Raw genomic sequence first — 16,815 nt, 5'->3', positions numbered from 1 at the left:
TCCCCTCTCCCCTGTGGGGAGAGGGTTAGAGTGAGGGATAAGGGTTACTCTACAAGCATCTTCACCACCACTTTCCTGACCTTAGCAGGCGCACCCACCGCGCACAGCGGCTTGTGCACCTCACCCGGCCAGAACACCACAAAATCCCCTTCGCTCAGCACCACGGTTTTCTCCTGCTCACCTTCCGGCAGGAAGGCGATGTCTTTGTCCGCCAGCCAGTCGGTGTCCGGCGTGCCGGGCGGCAGGGTGCTGAAGGTCATCCCTTCCTGACCCTTCATCACAATCTGAATATCCAGATAGCGCGCGTGGTACTCGGCGCGACGCTCGGCGAACGGCTGGGTTGTATCTTCAGAGACCAGATAAAACAGGCTGTTGCCGTTGATGTCGTGCTTGCCGAGCGGCGTCGCGTCGGTGACGTGGGCTTTAACATGCTCAATGGCCTGTCGCAGTTCGTCAGGCAGCCAGGAGTGCAGATGGTGGATGTTGCCGATAATCATCAGAATACCCTCGATATAAAACAACGTTTCATTTTTATCTTTTATACGAGAATCCTGGCTGCCATACCAGCGCTTTTTAGACGGGTTTTGCGCGAACGCATGTTTATCGGGAATGGTGTTAATTTGCTGTTAAGCCCTCGCAGGCATTTATGCAGCCATTATGCATATCTTCAGTTCTTCGTTATCACGGCCTTGCGCTAACTTACTGATCGTCATGCCTTAACAACAAAACTCGCTACAGCTTCACATTTTATCACTTTGATAATTTGCTATTAAATTCAATAAATATTTATTGATTTTCCTTAAGCCAAAAATAGTTAATTAGCAATATTGCATAGCCATTCCCCGCCACCTTTAAACACAATTAAAATCAATGGCTTAACAAAATATTTCAAAGCATGAAATTCTACAAAACACTAACAACTGCAAATAATGACAACGGATAATGCTTAGCTATTCACCTCGCCAGAATAGCCAATTAATCATTATCTGATGCGAATCATGCAAATGAAAACAAACCTCTTAATATCCATTTTCGCGTGAGCAACATCACAATACGGATTATTTAACTGCCTAGTATGAATTACGAAATCAATTGAGCTTATCCGCCATGAAATTAAATGCATCACATGGCGCATGCCCTTTTTATTCTGAAAAACAGTTAAAGGAATAATTATGGAAAAGCATTACGTCGGTTCTGAAATTGGTCAATTGCGTAGCGTTATGCTGCACCGCCCAAATTTAAGTCTGAAACGTTTAACGCCATCGAATTGTCAGGAGCTGCTTTTCGATGACGTGCTCTCGGTTGAGCGTGCGGGTGAGGAGCATGACATCTTCGCCAACACGCTGCGCGAGCAGGGTGTGGAAGTCCTGCTGTTGACCGACCTTCTGACACAAACCCTTGATATTGCAGAGGCGAAAGCCTGGCTGCTGGAGACGCAAATCTCTGATTATCGCCTCGGCCCTACCTTTGCCGGCGACGTTCGCGGCTGGCTGGCGGATATGCCGCACCGCGAACTGGCGCGCAGGCTGAGCGGCGGATTAACCTACGGTGAAATTCCGGCGGCCATTAAAAATATGGTGGTGGATACCCACACGGCGAATGATTTTATTATGAAGCCGCTGCCAAACCATTTATTTACCCGCGATACCTCCTGCTGGATCTATAACGGCGTCTCTATTAACCCAATGGCCAAACCGGCCCGTCAGCGTGAAACCAATAACCTGCGGACAATATATCGCTGGCACCCGGCGTTCGCCGACGGCGATTTTATTAAGTATTTCGGCGATGAGAATATTAATTACGACCACGCCACCTTAGAAGGCGGTGACGTATTAGTGATTGGCCGCGGCGCGGTATTGATCGGCATGTCCGAACGCACAACGCCGCAGGGCGTGGAGTTCCTCGCCAACAGCCTGTTCAAACACCGTCAGGCCGAGCGCGTGATCGCCGTTGAGCTGCCAAAACACCGCTCCTGCATGCACCTCGACACCGTCATGACCCACATCGACGTAGATACCTTCTCTGTCTACCCGGAAGTGGTGCGCAAAGACGCCCAGTGCTGGACGCTCACCCCGGACGGACGCGGCGGCCTGCTGCGCACCCAGGAAACCGACCTGCTGCACGCCATCGAGAAAGCGCTCGGCATTAACCAGGTACGTCTGATCACCACCGGCGGCGACGCCTTTGAGGCCGAACGCGAGCAGTGGAACGACGCCAATAACGTGCTGACCATCCGCCCCGGCGTGGTGATCGGCTACGAGCGCAACGTCTGGACCAACGAGAAGTACGACAAAGCGGGTATCACCGTGCTGCCCATCCCGGGCGACGAACTCGGACGCGGCCGCGGCGGCGCGCGCTGCATGAGCTGCCCGCTGGAACGCGACGGAATTTAAAGGAGCCATCATGGAACGAAAACCCACTCTGGTTGTGGCCCTGGGCGGCAACGCGCTGCTCAAGCGCGGCGAGCCGCTGGAAGCGGAGATCCAGCGCCAGAACATCGAGCAGGCCGCCCGCACCATCGCCGGGCTGACGGCACAGTGGCGCGTGGTGCTGGTACACGGCAACGGGCCGCAGGTCGGGCTGCTGGCGCTGCAGAACAGCGCCTACGACAAAGTCACGCCCTACCCGCTGGACGTTCTCGGCGCGGAAAGCCAGGGAATGATCGGCTACATGCTCCAGCAGACGCTGAAAAACAATCTGCCGCAGCGCGAGGTGAGCGTCCTGCTCACCCAGGTAGAAGTGGACGCCGCCGACCCGGCCTTCAGCAACCCGACCAAGTACATCGGCCCGGTGTACAGCGAAGCCCAGGCAAAAACGCTGGCGGCGGAGAAAGGCTGGGTGTTTAAGGCCGACGGCAGCTACGTCCGCCGCGTGGTGCCCTCTCCGCAGCCGAAGCGCATCGTTGAGAGCGACGCCATCACGGCGCTGATCCAGCGCGACCACCTGGTGATCTGCAACGGCGGCGGTGGCGTACCGGTGGTGGAACACGCCAACGGCTATCGCGGGATCGAGGCGGTGATCGACAAAGACCTCTCCGCCGCCCTGCTGGCGCGCCAGATCGAAGCCGATGCCCTGCTGATCCTCACCGATGCCGACGCGGTATACCTCGACTGGGGCAAACCGACCCAGCGTCCGCTGGCGCAGGTGACGCCGGAACTGCTCAGGGGCATGCAGTTCGACGCCGGATCGATGGGGCCGAAAGTGGCCGCCTGCCGCGAGTTCGTAGAAGCCTGTAACGGCATTGCCGGGATCGGCGCACTGGCCGACGGCGCGGAGATCCTCGCAGGCGAGAAAGGCACGTTGATTCGTAACTGAACACTCATTTTAAAAAGGATTTAGCCATGACCATCAACCTGAAAAACCGCAACTTCCTGAAACTGCTGGACTACACCCCGGCGGAGATCCAGTACCTGATTGACCTCGCCATTGAGCTCAAGGCCGCCAAAAAAGCCGGGCGCGAGAAGCAAACCCTGGTCGGGAAAAATATCGCCCTGATCTTTGAAAAAACCTCCACCCGTACCCGCTGCGCCTTCGAAGTGGGCGCGTTCGATCAGGGCGCGCAGGTGACCTATCTCGGCCCAAGCGGATCGCAGATTGGCCATAAAGAGTCGATGAAAGACACCGCCCGCGTGCTGGGCCGCATGTACGACGGCATCGAATACCGCGGCTATGGTCAGGCCATCGTCGAAGAGCTGGGCGAGTACGCAGGCGTGCCGGTGTGGAACGGCCTGACCGACGAGTTCCACCCAACGCAAATCCTCGCCGACCTGATGACCATGCTGGAGCACTCCCCGGGCAAAACCCTGCCGGAGCTGAGCTTTGCCTATCTCGGCGACGCGCGCAACAACATGGGCAACTCCCTGATGGTGGGCGCGGCCAAGATGGGGATGGATATCCGCCTCGTCGCGCCGAAATCCTTCTGGCCGGAAGCGGGGCTGGTTGAGCAGTGCCGCGCCATTGCGAAAGAGACGGGCGCGCGCATCACCCTCACCGACGACGTGGAAGAAGGCGTGCAGGGGACCGATTTCCTCTACACCGACGTGTGGGTCTCCATGGGCGAGCCGAAGGAAGCCTGGGCCGAGCGCGTCAGCCTGATGAAGCCGTATCAGATTAACGCCCAGGTGATGAAGGCCACCGGCAACCCGAACGTCAAGTTCATGCACTGCCTGCCGGCGTTCCACAACGAGCACACCAAAGTGGGCCGCGAGATCGAGATGGCGTACGGGCTGAAGGGGCTGGAGGTGACGGAAGAGGTCTTCGAATCACCGAACTCCATCGTCTTCGACGAGGCAGAGAACCGCATGCACACCATTAAAGCGGTCATGGTGGCGACACTCGGCGACTAATCACCGCCCGGCGCGCCGCGGGTGCGCCGGGTTTAAGGAGAACATCATGGGCAAGTTTAAGTTTCCCTCCGCTTACACCATTCTCTTCTTTCTGATTGCCGTTGTGGCGGCGCTGAGCTGGGTCGTTCCCGCCGGTCAGTACCAGATGGCGATGAACGACACCCTCGGTAAAGAAGTCCCGATTGCCGGAACGTATGCGCACGTGGCGGCACATCCGCAGGGGCTGGTTTCCGTCCTGATGGCGCCCATCGCCGGGCTGTACGATCCGGTTTCCGGCCAGGCCGGGGCGATCGACGTAGCGCTGTTTATCCTGATCATCGGGGGATTTCTCGGGATCGTCACCAAAACCGGGGCGATTGACGCCGGGATCGAGCGCGTCACCACCCGGCTGCGCGGACGCGAGGAGTGGATGATCCCGATCCTGATGGCGCTGTTTGCCGCGGGCGGCACCATTTACGGCATGGCCGAAGAGTCGCTGCCGTTCTACACCCTGCTGGTGCCGGTGATGCTGGCCGCCCGGTTCGATCCGGTTGTCGCCGCCTCCACCGTGCTGCTCGGCGCGGGGATCGGCACGCTGGGTTCCACCATTAACCCGTTTGCCACGGTCATCGCCGCCAACGCCGCCGGGATCCCCTTCACCAACGGCATCGCCCTGCGCGTGGCGCTGCTGGTCATCGGCTGGATCATCTGCGTGGCGTGGGTGATGCGCTACGCCCGCAAGGTGCGCAAGGATCCCTCGCAGTCGATCGTTGCAGACAAGCAGGAAGAGAACCTCGCCCATTTCCTCGGCAACAAGGGCGAACAGTCGCTGGAATTCACCCCGGTGCGCAAAATCATCCTGGTGATTTTTGCCCTCGCCTTCGCGGTGATGATTTACGGCGTGGCGGTGCTGGGCTGGTGGATGGCGGAGATCTCCGCAGTGTTTCTCGCCAGCGCGATTCTCGTCGGCCTGATTGCCCGCATGAGCGAAGAGGAGCTGACGTCGACGTTTATCAACGGCGCGCGAGATTTGCTGGGCGTCGCGCTGATTATCGGCATCGCGCGCGGTATCGTAGTCATCATGGATAAGGGCATGATTACCCACACCATTTTGCACAGCGCGGAAGGGCTGGTCAGCGGGTTGTCCACGGTGGCGTTTATCAACGTGATGTACTGGCTGGAGGTCGTGCTGTCGTTTCTTGTGCCTTCTTCATCCGGCCTGGCCGTTCTGACGATGCCGATCATGGCACCGCTTGCCGATTTCGCTAACGTCAACCGCGACCTGGTGGTCACGGCTTACCAGTCGGCCTCCGGCATCGTAAACCTCGTCACGCCGACCTCAGCGGTGGTCATGGGCGGGCTGGCTATCGCCCGGGTGCCCTACGTGCGCTATCTGAAATGGGTGGCGCCGCTGCTGGCGATCCTGACGGTGGTGATTATGGTGGCGTTAAGTCTGGGGGCGTTGTTGTAATTTGCCGGATGGCGCTGCGCTTATCCGGCCTACGGATCGGTGCGGTGTCACCGGTTATTTCGGGAACTGATATGGGAAACATGATGGATTACGAAGAGTACTCTCCCAAAGAACAACTGCAGCTCACGGTGTGCCAGCGTTTGATCGCCGAAAAGAGTTATCTTTCGCAGGAAGAGATTCGCCGCGACCTGCAGGAGAGAGGGTTTGACAGCATCAGCCAGTCGACCGTTTCACGATTGCTGAAGTTGCTCGGAGTCATAAAAATTCGAAATGCCAAAGGGCTAAAGATTTATTCGTTGAATCCTCAACTGCGCCCTGCCCCTGATGCCGCGCGTACCGTTTCGGAAATGGTGGTGAGCGTCGAGCATAATAGCGAGTTTATCCTTGTCCATACCGTCGCCGGATATGGCCGCGCGGTGGCGCGTATTCTGGATTATCACCAGCTTCCGGAAATATTAGGCGTGGTGGCCGGTAGCAGTATTGTCTGGGTCGCCCCCCGGGTGGTGAAGCGCACCGCGCTGGTGCATAAGCAAATTAATTATTTACTCAGAACGAATTAATATTCATAAAGAACCGTTTGCATTGAGTAAAGCGTGCATTAAATCGCTTGATCCGAAAAGCGAGCTGCGTATAATGCCCGACAATTTGCCGGGAGGAAGCATGGTCAAGCGTGTACGACATAACGTCTTACCGCGTCTGAAATCAGACGCTGGCCTGCCGTTTTTCTTCCCGTTGCTAAACCTATTCCCAGAGCCCCTCATTTGAGGGGCTTTTTTTTGCCCGGCGTCAGGAGATAAACATGAATCCGCTTTATCAAAAACACATCATTTCCATAAACGACCTCAGCCGCGAAGAGCTGGAACTGGTTCTGGAAACCGCGGCAAAACTGAAGGCCAATCCGCAACCGGAGCTGCTGAAGCACAAGGTGATTGCGAGCTGCTTCTTTGAAGCCTCAACCCGCACCCGCCTCTCCTTTGAGACCTCCATGCACCGCCTGGGCGCGAGCGTGGTGGGTTTCTCGGACAGCAGCAACACGTCGTTGGGTAAAAAAGGCGAGACCCTGGCGGATACCATTTCAGTCATCAGCACCTACGTCGACGCGATTGTGATGCGTCATCCACAGGAGGGCGCGGCGCGTCTGGCGACCGAGTTTTCCGGCGGCATTCCGGTGCTGAACGCCGGTGACGGTGCCAACCAGCACCCGACGCAGACCCTGCTGGATCTGTTTACCATTCAGGAGACCCAGGGCAAGCTTGAGAACCTGAACATCGCCATGGTTGGCGACCTGAAATACGGCCGCACCGTTCACTCCCTGACCCAGGCGCTGGCGAAATTTAACGGCAACCGCTTCTACTTCATCGCCCCGGACGCGCTGGCGATGCCGCAGTACATCCTCGACATGCTGGATGAGAAAGGCATTGCGTGGAGCCTGCATGCCAGCATCGAAGAGGTGATGAGCCACGTGGATATTCTGTACATGACCCGCGTGCAGAAAGAGCGTCTGGACCCGTCCGAATACGCCAACGTGAAGGCGCAGTTCGTGCTGCGCGCCAGCGACCTGGAAGGCGCACGCGACAACATGAAGGTCCTGCACCCGCTGCCGCGCATCGATGAGATCACCACAGACGTGGATAAAACGCCGCACGCCTGGTACTTCCAGCAGGCCGGAAACGGCATCTTCGCCCGCCAGGCGTTACTGGCACTGGTTCTGAATCGCGAATTAGCTCTGTAAGGGGAGACGACCATGACACACGATAACAAACTCCAGGTTGAAGCCATCAAGCGTGGCACCGTGATTGACCACATCCCTGCGCAGGTGGGCTTTAAGCTGCTGACGCTGTTCAAACTGACCGAAACCGACCAGCGCATCACCATCGGCCTGAACCTGCCGTCGGGCGAGATGGGCCGCAAGGACCTGATTAAAATCGAGAACACCTTCCTGACCGACGAGCAGGTTAACCAGCTGTCGCTGTACGCGCCGGACGCCACCGTCAACCGTATCGACGAGTATGAAGTGGTCGGCAAATCCCGCCCGAGCCTGCCGGATCGCATCGAAAATGTGCTAGTCTGCCCGAACAGCAACTGCATCAGTCATGCTGAGCCGGTTTCCTCCAGCTTTGCAGTGAAAAAACGCGCCGATGACATCGCGCTCAAATGCAAATACTGCGAAAAAGAGTTTTCTCATTATGTGGTGCTGGCCAACTAATTGAGGTTGGTAATGAAATCCCGGCTGTTATAATGGCCGGGAACATTCTTAACGCTGTAATTCTGGAGAAAACATGAGCAAAGTACTCGCGACGGAAAATGCACCAGCCGCTATCGGCCCTTACGTTCAGGGCGTTGATCTGGGCAGCATGATCATCACTTCAGGTCAGATCCCCGTAAACCCAAAAACCGGCGCGGTGCCGGAAGATGTCGCGGCGCAGGCGCGTCAGTCGCTGGAAAACGTGCAGGCTATCGTTGAATCTGCTGGCCTGAAAGTGGGTGATATCGTGAAAACCACCGTGTTCGTGAAGGATCTGAACGATTTCGCGACCGTTAATGCCACCTACGAAGCGTTCTTCACCGAGCATAACGCCACCTTCCCGGCGCGCTCCTGCGTGGAAGTGGCGCGTCTGCCAAAAGACGTGAAAATTGAAATCGAAGCGATTGCCGTTCGTCGCTAATGCATTTCAATATTTAGAGGGCAGCTGAGGCTGCCTTTTTTATTTCGACCATTTTTACTCCCGGTACTCAATGACGTCGTGAGCTGTCCATTAATAGACTGACGCTGCCTTGTTATATTCTAATTAATGGACGAAAAATGAAGCTCTCTAAAATTGCGCTGGCCGTTGCCACATTAACGGTTGCGTCTTCAGCACTTGCACATGGATATATAGAATCCCCCGCCAGTCGCGCTTATATGTGTAAGCTGGGTCAAAATATTGACTGCGGCTCCGTACAGTATGAGCCACAGAGCGTAGAAAAAACCTCCGGTTTCCCGACCGGCGCCATGCCTCCTGACGGCCAACTCGCCAGCGCAGGCATTGCCAACTACTCCCAGCTTGATAAGCAGAGTCTCAACGCATGGACCAAAAATCCCATGACGGCAGGTCCACACGACTTCGTCTGGCACCATACCGCCCCGCATAAAACCACCAACTGGCGCTATTACATCACCAAACAAAACTGGGATCCCAATAAACCCCTGACCCGCGACCAGTTTGAATTAACGCCGTTCTGTACCATTAACGGAAATGGTCAGGCACCGGCCATGACAAAATCCATGACCTGTAATGTCCCCGAGCGTACGGGCTATCAGGTTATTTACGGCGTGTGGGAAATTGCGGATACCTCAAATAGCTTCTATCAGGCGATTGACGTTGATTTCGGCAATGGCGGCAACGTTACCCCGGACGAAACGCCTGCCATCGTATCCGAATGGAGCAAAACCCTGAGCGGCCAGATAGCCGGTAACAATCTGAACGCGGGCGACAAGGTGATTGCTCGCTTCTTCGACGCCAGCGGTGAAGTGACCGCCATGCGTACCGAGATGACCATCGGCTCTGCTGAACAAGGCGATGCTAACCAGTGGTCTTACGATCTGGCGCAGAAGATCAACACCGCGCAGCACGACGTGCGCGTCGGCGTGAAGGATGAGGCCGGTGAAATCAGTCCGATTCACGGCGCGAACAGCGTCTTCGTGAAAGACGGCAGCACGCTGCAGTCCGTTGCCATTTCTTATGAAGAGCAGAAGGCGCAGGTGAGCGAGACCATCGCCGTTTCCGGTCTGCAATACAGCAAAATTGAACATGGCCATGCGACCGTGACCTTCCACGTGAATACCCACGGTAACGTGAATTTTGAAGCGCACGTGATGAACCACAGCGGTGCGGAAAAAGGGTATCTGAAGCAGGACATGAACAACGCCAGCCAGGACGTGACCATGACGCTGAATGACGTGACCGCGGGCCACCATATGCTGAAATACTACGCGACCAATAAAGACGGCACGCTGTTCGCCCAGGACGTCCTGAACCTGATGCTGGAGAGCGATGCCGCTGCGGATAGCACCGGGCAACACGACTTTATCTTCCCGGACAATATCGCCTCTTACCAGGCCGGTACCGTGGTGCTGCAGCCTAAAGACGGTAAGACCTACGAATGTAAGCCATTCCCGTACAGCGGCTACTGCGTGCAGTACAGCCCGTATGCCAACCAATATGAGCCGGGCGTCGGCACACACTGGAAAGAGGCGTGGGTGTTGAAGAACTGAGTTGCCTTTACGCCCGGCGGCACTGCGTTTGCCGGGCCTACACGTCACGTAGGCCCGGTAAGCGTAGCGCCACCGGGCGTTTTTGCTACTGATTCCGCGTTGCTCTCAGTAGCGTCTCCAGCGGATAAACCGCCGCAATCACCACTTCGTCCTGCACTTTCGCCGCGTTATCCAGCTCGCTCTGAATCGAGGCGATCTCTTTGTCATCCAGCGTGCCCTGACGCGCCACCAGATCCGTCAGGCGCAGGCCAATGGAGGCCAGCTTATCCACCTCCTGGATCACCGGCTTCATTGCCTTCAGCTGATAGCTGTTTTCGCTTAAGGCCAGCGCGTCGCTGGTGTTGCTCTGCCAGCGGTTAAAGACGTGGCGCAGGGCGTCGGCGCTTTCCGTGTCTTCCGCATCGCTCACCAGACGGTCCGCCCATTTGTGCATCTGGCGCACGGTGGCGCTTTCCGCGTTCAGCGCATCCGCAAAGCGGTTGAGCGGCTCGAACTGATGATAGTTTCCGGCCTGGAACTTCAGGTGCTGGCGGGTGTAATACTGAGCCGGTTCAATCGCCTGAGCGAGGATCTGCAGCGGCAGGGTGTCGGCATTACCGGCGAGGCGCGTGAACTGCACCTGCTGCTGGGTATGCTGCTGCAGCCCGACCGACACCGTCGACCAGCTGTCCATCGCCTGCAGGCGGGTGTACATGTTGTCGACATCGTTGACGTCCTGCGCGGACCACAACCGCTCCGCCACCGCAAACGTACGCGGCCACAGGCGGATATCCAGCACTGGCGCCACCACGTTTTCCGCCCACAGCGCCGCTTCGCCGCCGAGCAGGTTGGCCTGGTTCGCCACGTCCGGCACGACGGGCGGAACGCCTTTCGGCACGTCGTCCAGACGCGTGCCGCTAATCGGGTAGCGCGTATTCCCGACAAGGAAATAGCCGGAGAGTTTGTCGTTATCGACGGTGACGACCGGGCGCGTTTCGCCCATCCACGTATCGACGGTAAACGTGACCTGGCTGTCATCGCGCCACTCGATGTTCTGCACCGCACGGCGCGATTTCCCGGCAAAATCAATAAACCCGCGCCAGCCGGCATCCCCTTTCACCAGGGTGAAGCTCCCCTCCACCGGCTTGCCCTTCAGGCGCGGCATGGAGAAGGCCCAGCTCTGGGCGCTGTCGGTGTCGGCTATCACATCCACGCCGTTTAACCCCTGCGGGACGATCTCGTTGCGGTAGTGATAGGCGGTGGACTGGGGCTGGTCGAGATAAAAGCCGGTCGACAGAATGCCCTTGTAGCCGTTCTGCGCCACCTGCCCCAGCGCGTCCTGCCCCTGCCAGGACTGGATCAGAATGCTTTTCGGCAGGTCAGGATGGTAGATCTCGTCCCAGCCGACCATCTGGCGGTGATGCTTCTCGAGGATCGTTTCCAGCTTGCGGTTGAAGTAAGCCTGCAGCGCGTGGCTGTCCGCCAGCCTGTTGTCGCGCATAAACTGCTGGATGCCCGGGTTCGCTTTCCACTGGCTGTCGTCCACTTCGTCGCCGCCGATGTGCAGATACGGATCGGGGAAGATCGCCGCCAGTTCGCTGACCATCGCGTCAGCAAAGGCGTAAGTCGCCTCTTTGGTGGGATCGAGAACCGGCTTCAGCACGCCCCAGTGGCGTTCCATGGCGTACGGCCCCGGGGCGCTCATCAGCTCCGGGTAGGCCACGGCAATCGCCGAGGCGTGGCCCGGCATGTCGATCTCCGGCACCACGCGAATGCCGCGCTCGGCGGCGTAACGCACCACCTCACGCATCTGTTCAGGCGTGTAGAACAGCCCGTCGCTGGCAAGCTGCGTCAGCTTAGGGTAGCGCTTCGAGCTGAAGCGCCAGCCCTGGTCGTCGGTCAAATGCCAGTGCAGCACGTTGAGCTTCGCCGCAGCCATGCCGTCGATCTGGCGTTTGATATCCGGCAGCGGGATAAAGTGACGTGCCGAATCGAGCAGCAGCCCGCGCCACGGGAAACGCGGCGAATCTTCAATGGTCACCCACGGCAGAGAGGTATTTTCCGCCCCGTTCTGCATCAGCTGGAGCAGGGTTTCCATGGCGCGCAAGGCACCGAAACGGGTGTTGGCAGAGATGTTCACGCCGTTGGCATCCACCGTGAGCTTATAGCTTTCGTCGCTGTCCGGCAGAGGCTGCGGCTTCACCTTTTTGGCAATCGCGATGCGGATGGTCGGTTTGTCTGGCTTTTCAGCCTGAGGCTGCAGCGTCCAGCCGGTTTGCAGGGCGATGCGCTGGCGCAGGCGGTTGACAGCGTCACCGAGATCGTCCCCGCTGACGCTAATGGATACGTTGTTGCTGAGCACCAGTGCGCCCTGGGTCGTCGGGCGTTCGACCTTCGCAGGCCAGGGCATTAAAGGGAGATCCCCTGCCGGGGCGGCAAAGGCAGAGGCGCCGAGCATCAGCCCGGCGGTTAAGAGACTGTACCGTAACATGAATGTTCCTTATCTGACGGGCCAAATAAAGGCAAAACATTCTGTTAACATGCGCTCAATTTGTCGTCAAGCGAATGCGCCGACGGAGATCACAGGTTGTTGAATTTGGGAGGAAAGCCAGTGCCGGGTGGCGGCTTCGCCTTACCCGGCCTACGTTCTGATCGTAGGCCCGGTAAGCGCAGCGCCACCGGGCTTGCCGTTACTGCCAGCCATACCGACGCGCATAGAACCCTTTCACCATCTGCGTCAGCACCATGTAACCCGCGAGGATCGCCACCAGCCACGGGAAGTAGCTCAGCGGCAGCGCCTGCAGCTGCAGGTAGCTCGCCAGCGGTGAGAACGGCAGCGCGATGCCGAGCGCCATCACAATGCCCGTCATCACAATCAGCGGCCATGCGGCACGGCTCTGGATGAACGGAATGCGGCGCGTGCGGATCATATGCACAATCAGCGTCTGCGACAGCAGCCCGACCACGAACCAGCCGGACTGGAACAGCGTCTGGTGTTCCGGGGTGTTGGCGTGGAACACAAACCACATCAGGCAGAAGGTCAGAATGTCGAAGATAGAGCTGATCGGGCCAAAGAACAGCATAAAGCGCCCGAGATCTGCCGGGTTCCAGTGCTGCGGCTTCTGGATCTGCTCGTCGTCCACGTTATCAAACGGGATCGCCACCTGAGACACATCGTACATCAGGTTCTGGATCAGCAGGTGCAGCGGCAGCATCGGCAGGAACGGCAGAAACGCGCTCGCCACCAGCACGCTGAAGACGTTACCGAAGTTGGAGCTGGCGGTCATCTTGATGTACTTGAGCATATTGGCAAAGGTACGGCGCCCTTCGATGACGCCCTCCTCCAGCACCATCAGGCTTTTTTCCAGCAGAATGATGTCCGCCGCCTCACGGGCAATATCGACCGCTCCGTCTACGGAGATACCGATATCCGCCGCACGCAGGGCGGGCGCATCGTTGATGCCGTCGCCCATGAAGCCCACCACGTGCCCTTCACGCTTAAGCAGGGTGACGATGCGCTCTTTGTGCATCGGCGTCAGGCGGGCAAACAGCGTGGTGCGCTGGGCAAGCTTCGCCAGCTCGTCATCGGAGAGATGTTCAATCTCGCTCCCGACCACCACGTCACCCGCGTCCAGCCCCACCTCGTGGCACACTTTCGCCGCCACCAGCTCGCTGTCGCCGGTGAGGATTTTCACGGTAATACCGCTCGCCTTCAGCGCTTTGAGCGCCGGTGCGGTGGTCTCTTTCGGCGGATCGAGGAAGGCGATGTAACCCTCGAGGATCAGATCGGATTCGTCGATACGCTGATAGTCCCCCTCGCGCGCCGGCAGGAACTTGCTCGCCACCGCCACTACGCGCAGCCCCTGACGGTTCAGGTTGTCGGTGACGCGCTTGATGCGGCGCAGCATGGTATCGTCCAGCGGCACGATGTCGCCGTTATAGCGTACCTGCGTCGACACGTTGAGGATCTCCTGCAGCGCCCCTTTGCAGATCAGCTGATGCACATCCGTCTGCTCGCTCACCACCACCGACATGCGGCGGCGCTCGAAGTCGAACGGGATCTCATCCACCTTCTGCCAGTGGCCGGAGAGCGTGCGGGCGGACTCTTCATCCACCCCTTCCAGCACCGCAACGTCGAGCAGGTTTTTCAGCCCGGTCTGATAATGGCTGTTCAGCCACGCGCTGTGCAGCACGCGCTCGCTGGTTTTGCCGGAGATATCAGTGTGGTTCTCCAGCACGATTTTGTCCTGCGTCAGGGTGCCGGTTTTATCGGTGCAGAGAATGTCCATCGCGCCAAAGTTTTGAATGGCGTCGAGGTGTTTGACTATCACCTTCTGTTTAGAGAGCTTCACCGCCCCGCGCGCCAGCGTAGAGGTGACAATCATCGGCAGCATTTCCGGCGTTAAGCCGACGGCCACGGAGAGCGCAAACAGCGCCGCTTCCCACCAGTCGCCTTTGGTGTAGCCATTGATCAGCAGCACGATCGGCGTCATCACCATCATAAAGCGGATCAGCAGCATGCTGACGCGGCCAATCCCCTTCTGGAAGGCATTCGGCTCGCTCTCCTGCTCGCTGACGCGCCCGGCAAGCTGACCAAACCAGGTGTTGCCCCCGGTGGCGGTGACAATCGCCTGCGCGGTGCCGCTGACGACCGTGGTGCCCATAAAGCACAGGGTGTCGCACTCGAGCGGGTTCATCTGCTGCGGGTCGCGGCTGCGCGCCACCTTTTCCACGGGCAGGGATTCGCCGGTCAGGGAGGCCTGCGCCACAAACAGATCGCGTGCCTGGATGATGCGTAAATCCGCCGGGATCATGTCCCCCGCGGCCAGCTTCACCAGATCCCCCGGCACCAGCTGGTCGATAGGCAATTCCACCCAGGCGTTTTCGCCGAGATCGTTGATCACGCGCGAGACGGTCGCGGTGTTGCTGACCATCGCCTTCAGGGCGTCCGCCGCTTTGGTGGAGCGGGCCTCCTGAATAAAGTTCAGCAGCGTGGAGATGCCCACCATCAGGGCAATCACCCCTGCGGCAAACAGATCTTCCGTCGCATAGGAGATGAGGCCGAGCACGGTCAGCAGCAGGTTGAACGGGTTGCGGTAGCAGAGCCACAGATGCACCCACCACGGAGACGGCTTTTGCGCCGGAATGAGGTTATCGCCATGCACGGCGCGGATTTTTTCCACTTCTGCCGCGTTCAGCCCTTCCGGGTGCCCGCCAAAAGCGCGCCAGACTTCGTTTTCATCCATCGCCGCCACGTTCAGGCAGCGTTCGGTCAGGGACGCGGGGATCGCCGCCCCCGCCATGTTTTTGGCATTGGGCAGCGGGTCGCGCTGAACAAGACGGTGTGGCAGGTGGCGGCTCAGCAGGGCCTGCAGCTGCCGGGTGATATTTTTAAACATAGTCATTCCTCCGCATCCGCAAACGCGGACGCAGCTTTTCCTTCAGGCGTGGCAAAGCCGTACCTGAGAGGCACTCAATTTTTCAAGCAGGAACGTTTGGGACGTTGCTGCCTCACATCACCGGTGAGTCAGCAACAGGCTGGCTTACCGGAAAGAACGCATTCTCCCGTTCAGGAGAGGTGTGGGATCGGGATCCATGAAGCCTCCGGTAAGTAAAAAGTAGGGTGTCGCCGCGCAGTATAAGGATTTAAGCGTACCCTTTGTGACGATTCGGGCGGTATTATACCCCCCTGCAAATAAACCGAACGTAAACCAGACTTTGCCCATAGCGAAATCGCGCTATAGCATTAGGCTCAATTGACCATTTTGTCGTTGTTACAGGGAATACAGCATGCAGAACCGCCTTACGATTAAAGACATCGCGCGTTTAAGCGGCGTGGGGAAATCAACCGTCTCACGCGTGCTGAACAACGAAAGCGGCGTCAGCGAACGCACCCGCGAGCGCGTTGAGGCGGTCATGAATCAGCACGGTTTTTCCCCTTCCCGCTCCGCGCGCGCCATGCGCGGACAGAGTGACAAAGTGGTCGCCATCATTGTCTCGCGTCTGGATTCTCTGTCTGAAAACCTTGCCGTGCAGACTATGCTGCCCGCCTTCTATGAGCAGGGATATGACCCGATCATGATGGAGAGCCAGTTCTCGCCACAGCTGGTGGAAGAACATCTGGGTATGCTCCAGCGGCGCAACATTGACGGCGTGGTGCTGTTCGGCTTTACCGGCATCAAAGACGAGATGCTAAAACCCTGGCAGCCGTCGCTGGTGCTGCTGGCGCGCGATGCCCACGGTTTTGCCTCCGTCTGCTATGACGACGAGGGTGCGATTATCACCCTGATGCAGCGCCTGTTTGACGAAGGCCATCGCCACATCAGCTTCCTCGGCGTACCGCACGCGGACGTCACCACCGGCAAGCGCCGCCATGAGGCCTATCTGGCCTTTTGCAAAAAGCACAACCTCTCCGCCGTGGCCTCCCTGCCGGGGCTGGGCATGAAGCAGGGCTACGAGCAGGTCGCCAGCGTCCTGACGCCGCAAACCACCGCGCTGGTGTGCGCCACGGATACGCTGGCGCTGGGCGCGAGTAAATATCTGCAGGGGCAGCGTATCGATAACCTGCAGGTGGCGAGCGTCGGCAGCACGCCGCTGATGAAGTTTTTGCACCCGGAAATTATTACCGTCGACCCGGGTTATGCCGAGTCCGGCAGACAGGCCGCCGCGCAGCTGATCGAGCAGATCAACGGGCGCGCTGAGCCGCGTCAGATCGTTATTCCAGCCCACCTTTCTTAACCCCCCGCTCAACGGTTTATTGTGATCTTCGCCTGATTTCGGGAACG

At 58.3% G+C, this 16,815-nt stretch carries 14 protein-coding genes and 1 pseudogene; 11 read left to right on the top strand and 4 right to left on the bottom strand.

What is annotated here, in order from left to right; all coding sequences use genetic code 11:
* Positions 1-44: 44 nt before the first annotated feature.
* Positions 45-497 (bottom strand): YhcH/YjgK/YiaL family protein, encoded by a 453-nt coding sequence (locus KGP25_RS02975; RefSeq protein WP_048027963.1) that lies wholly within the window; start codon positions 495-497, stop codon positions 45-47.
* Between the two features lie 675 nt (positions 498-1,172).
* Between KGP25_RS02975 and arcA the strand changes: the two genes are divergently transcribed.
* From arcA to KGP25_RS02950, 5 genes are all read left to right on the top strand, one after another.
* On the top strand, positions 1,173-2,393 hold the full coding sequence (gene arcA, locus KGP25_RS02970; RefSeq protein WP_223539935.1) for an arginine deiminase: 1,221 nt from the start codon (positions 1,173-1,175) through the stop codon (positions 2,391-2,393).
* A 10-nt stretch (positions 2,394-2,403) separates the two neighbouring features.
* Positions 2,404-3,315 carry a carbamate kinase gene (gene arcC / locus KGP25_RS02965; RefSeq protein WP_223539934.1) on the top strand — a complete coding sequence of 304 codons (912 nt, stop codon included), beginning with the start codon at positions 2,404-2,406 and terminating at the stop codon, positions 3,313-3,315.
* Between the two features lie 26 nt (positions 3,316-3,341).
* Positions 3,342-4,346, top strand: coding sequence for an ornithine carbamoyltransferase (argF, locus tag KGP25_RS02960; protein ID WP_008501386.1), 1,005 nt, complete (start codon positions 3,342-3,344; stop codon positions 4,344-4,346).
* Between the two features lie 46 nt (positions 4,347-4,392).
* On the top strand, positions 4,393-5,796 hold the full coding sequence (locus tag KGP25_RS02955; RefSeq protein ID WP_045908063.1) for a YfcC family protein: 1,404 nt from the start codon (positions 4,393-4,395) through the stop codon (positions 5,794-5,796).
* A gap of 80 nt (positions 5,797-5,876) precedes the next feature.
* Complete coding sequence (locus KGP25_RS02950) at positions 5,877-6,356, top strand: ArgR family transcriptional regulator (RefSeq protein ID WP_039024059.1); 480 nt, start codon at positions 5,877-5,879, stop codon at positions 6,354-6,356.
* Here KGP25_RS02950 and KGP25_RS02945 read toward each other — a convergent pair.
* A pseudogene (locus KGP25_RS02945) lies at positions 6,353-6,477 on the bottom strand (hypothetical protein). The gene KGP25_RS02950 and the pseudogene KGP25_RS02945 sit on opposite strands and share 4 nt — an antisense overlap.
* Here KGP25_RS02945 and KGP25_RS02940 point away from each other — a divergent pair.
* The 5 genes from KGP25_RS02940 (at position 6,457) to gbpA (ending at position 10,051) form a co-directional block, all read left to right on the top strand.
* Entirely contained in the window at positions 6,457-6,561 is a 105-nt protein-coding gene (locus KGP25_RS02940) for a pyrBI operon leader peptide (protein ID WP_022646880.1), read from the top strand. The pseudogene KGP25_RS02945 and the gene KGP25_RS02940 overlap by 21 nt on opposite strands.
* A gap of 34 nt (positions 6,562-6,595) precedes the next feature.
* Positions 6,596-7,528: an aspartate carbamoyltransferase gene (pyrB, locus tag KGP25_RS02935; RefSeq protein WP_032651472.1), complete on the top strand. Its 933-nt coding sequence runs from the start codon at positions 6,596-6,598 to the stop codon at positions 7,526-7,528.
* Positions 7,529-7,540: 12 nt separating this feature from the next.
* Positions 7,541-8,002: an aspartate carbamoyltransferase regulatory subunit gene (pyrI, locus tag KGP25_RS02930; protein WP_045908062.1), complete on the top strand. Its 462-nt coding sequence runs from the start codon at positions 7,541-7,543 to the stop codon at positions 8,000-8,002.
* A 73-nt stretch (positions 8,003-8,075) separates the two neighbouring features.
* A complete protein-coding gene (ridA, locus tag KGP25_RS02925) occupies positions 8,076-8,462 on the top strand; it encodes a 2-iminobutanoate/2-iminopropanoate deaminase (RefSeq protein ID WP_008501391.1) in 387 nt (128 codons plus the stop codon).
* 137 nt (positions 8,463-8,599) lie between these two features.
* On the top strand, positions 8,600-10,051 hold the full coding sequence (gene gbpA / locus KGP25_RS02920; RefSeq protein WP_223539933.1) for an N-acetylglucosamine-binding protein GbpA: 1,452 nt from the start codon (positions 8,600-8,602) through the stop codon (positions 10,049-10,051).
* A gap of 85 nt (positions 10,052-10,136) precedes the next feature.
* Here the strand turns inward: gbpA and KGP25_RS02915 are convergent, their stop codons facing one another.
* Together KGP25_RS02915 and mgtA are read right to left on the bottom strand one after the other, a co-directional pair.
* A complete protein-coding gene (locus KGP25_RS02915; RefSeq protein ID WP_223539932.1) occupies positions 10,137-12,521 on the bottom strand; it encodes a family 20 glycosylhydrolase in 2,385 nt (794 codons plus the stop codon).
* Positions 12,522-12,720: 199 nt separating this feature from the next.
* A complete protein-coding gene (gene mgtA, locus KGP25_RS02910; protein ID WP_223539931.1) occupies positions 12,721-15,429 on the bottom strand; it encodes a magnesium-translocating P-type ATPase in 2,709 nt (902 codons plus the stop codon).
* Positions 15,430-15,820: 391 nt separating this feature from the next.
* Here mgtA and treR point away from each other — a divergent pair, with 391 nt between their 5' ends.
* Positions 15,821-16,768, top strand: a complete 948-nt coding sequence (gene treR / locus KGP25_RS02905) for a trehalose operon repressor TreR (protein WP_223539930.1) — start codon at positions 15,821-15,823, stop codon at positions 16,766-16,768.
* Positions 16,769-16,815: the final 47 nt, after the last annotated feature.

This window comes from Enterobacter sp. JBIWA003 (assembly GCF_019968825.1).
Taxonomy (GTDB): domain Bacteria; phylum Pseudomonadota; class Gammaproteobacteria; order Enterobacterales; family Enterobacteriaceae; genus Enterobacter; species Enterobacter quasiroggenkampii.
The sequence above is the reverse complement of the archived record's forward strand: the minus strand, read 5'-3'. Positions and strand labels throughout refer to the sequence as shown.

What these genes read in the sequence shown, in the direction of transcription:
- KGP25_RS02975 (WP_048027963.1), bottom strand. Translation starts at nt 497, where the DNA reads ATGATTATCGGCAACATCCACCATCTGCACTCCTGGCTGCCTGACGAA.
- arcA (WP_223539935.1), top strand. Translation starts at nt 1,173, where the DNA reads ATGGAAAAGCATTACGTCGGTTCTGAAATTGGTCAATTGCGTAGCGTT.
- gbpA (WP_223539933.1), top strand. Translation starts at nt 8,600, where the DNA reads ATGAAGCTCTCTAAAATTGCGCTGGCCGTTGCCACATTAACGGTTGCG.
- KGP25_RS02915 (WP_223539932.1), bottom strand. Translation starts at nt 12,521, where the DNA reads ATGTTACGGTACAGTCTCTTAACCGCCGGGCTGATGCTCGGCGCCTCT.
- pyrI (WP_045908062.1), top strand. Translation starts at nt 7,541, where the DNA reads ATGACACACGATAACAAACTCCAGGTTGAAGCCATCAAGCGTGGCACC.
- argF (WP_008501386.1), top strand. Translation starts at nt 3,342, where the DNA reads ATGACCATCAACCTGAAAAACCGCAACTTCCTGAAACTGCTGGACTAC.
- treR (WP_223539930.1), top strand. Translation starts at nt 15,821, where the DNA reads ATGCAGAACCGCCTTACGATTAAAGACATCGCGCGTTTAAGCGGCGTG.
- arcC (WP_223539934.1), top strand. Translation starts at nt 2,404, where the DNA reads ATGGAACGAAAACCCACTCTGGTTGTGGCCCTGGGCGGCAACGCGCTG.
- KGP25_RS02950 (WP_039024059.1), top strand. Translation starts at nt 5,877, where the DNA reads ATGATGGATTACGAAGAGTACTCTCCCAAAGAACAACTGCAGCTCACG.
- ridA (WP_008501391.1), top strand. Translation starts at nt 8,076, where the DNA reads ATGAGCAAAGTACTCGCGACGGAAAATGCACCAGCCGCTATCGGCCCT.
- KGP25_RS02955 (WP_045908063.1), top strand. Translation starts at nt 4,393, where the DNA reads ATGGGCAAGTTTAAGTTTCCCTCCGCTTACACCATTCTCTTCTTTCTG.
- pyrB (WP_032651472.1), top strand. Translation starts at nt 6,596, where the DNA reads ATGAATCCGCTTTATCAAAAACACATCATTTCCATAAACGACCTCAGC.
- mgtA (WP_223539931.1), bottom strand. Translation starts at nt 15,429, where the DNA reads ATGTTTAAAAATATCACCCGGCAGCTGCAGGCCCTGCTGAGCCGCCAC.
- KGP25_RS02940 (WP_022646880.1), top strand. Translation starts at nt 6,457, where the DNA reads ATGGTCAAGCGTGTACGACATAACGTCTTACCGCGTCTGAAATCAGAC.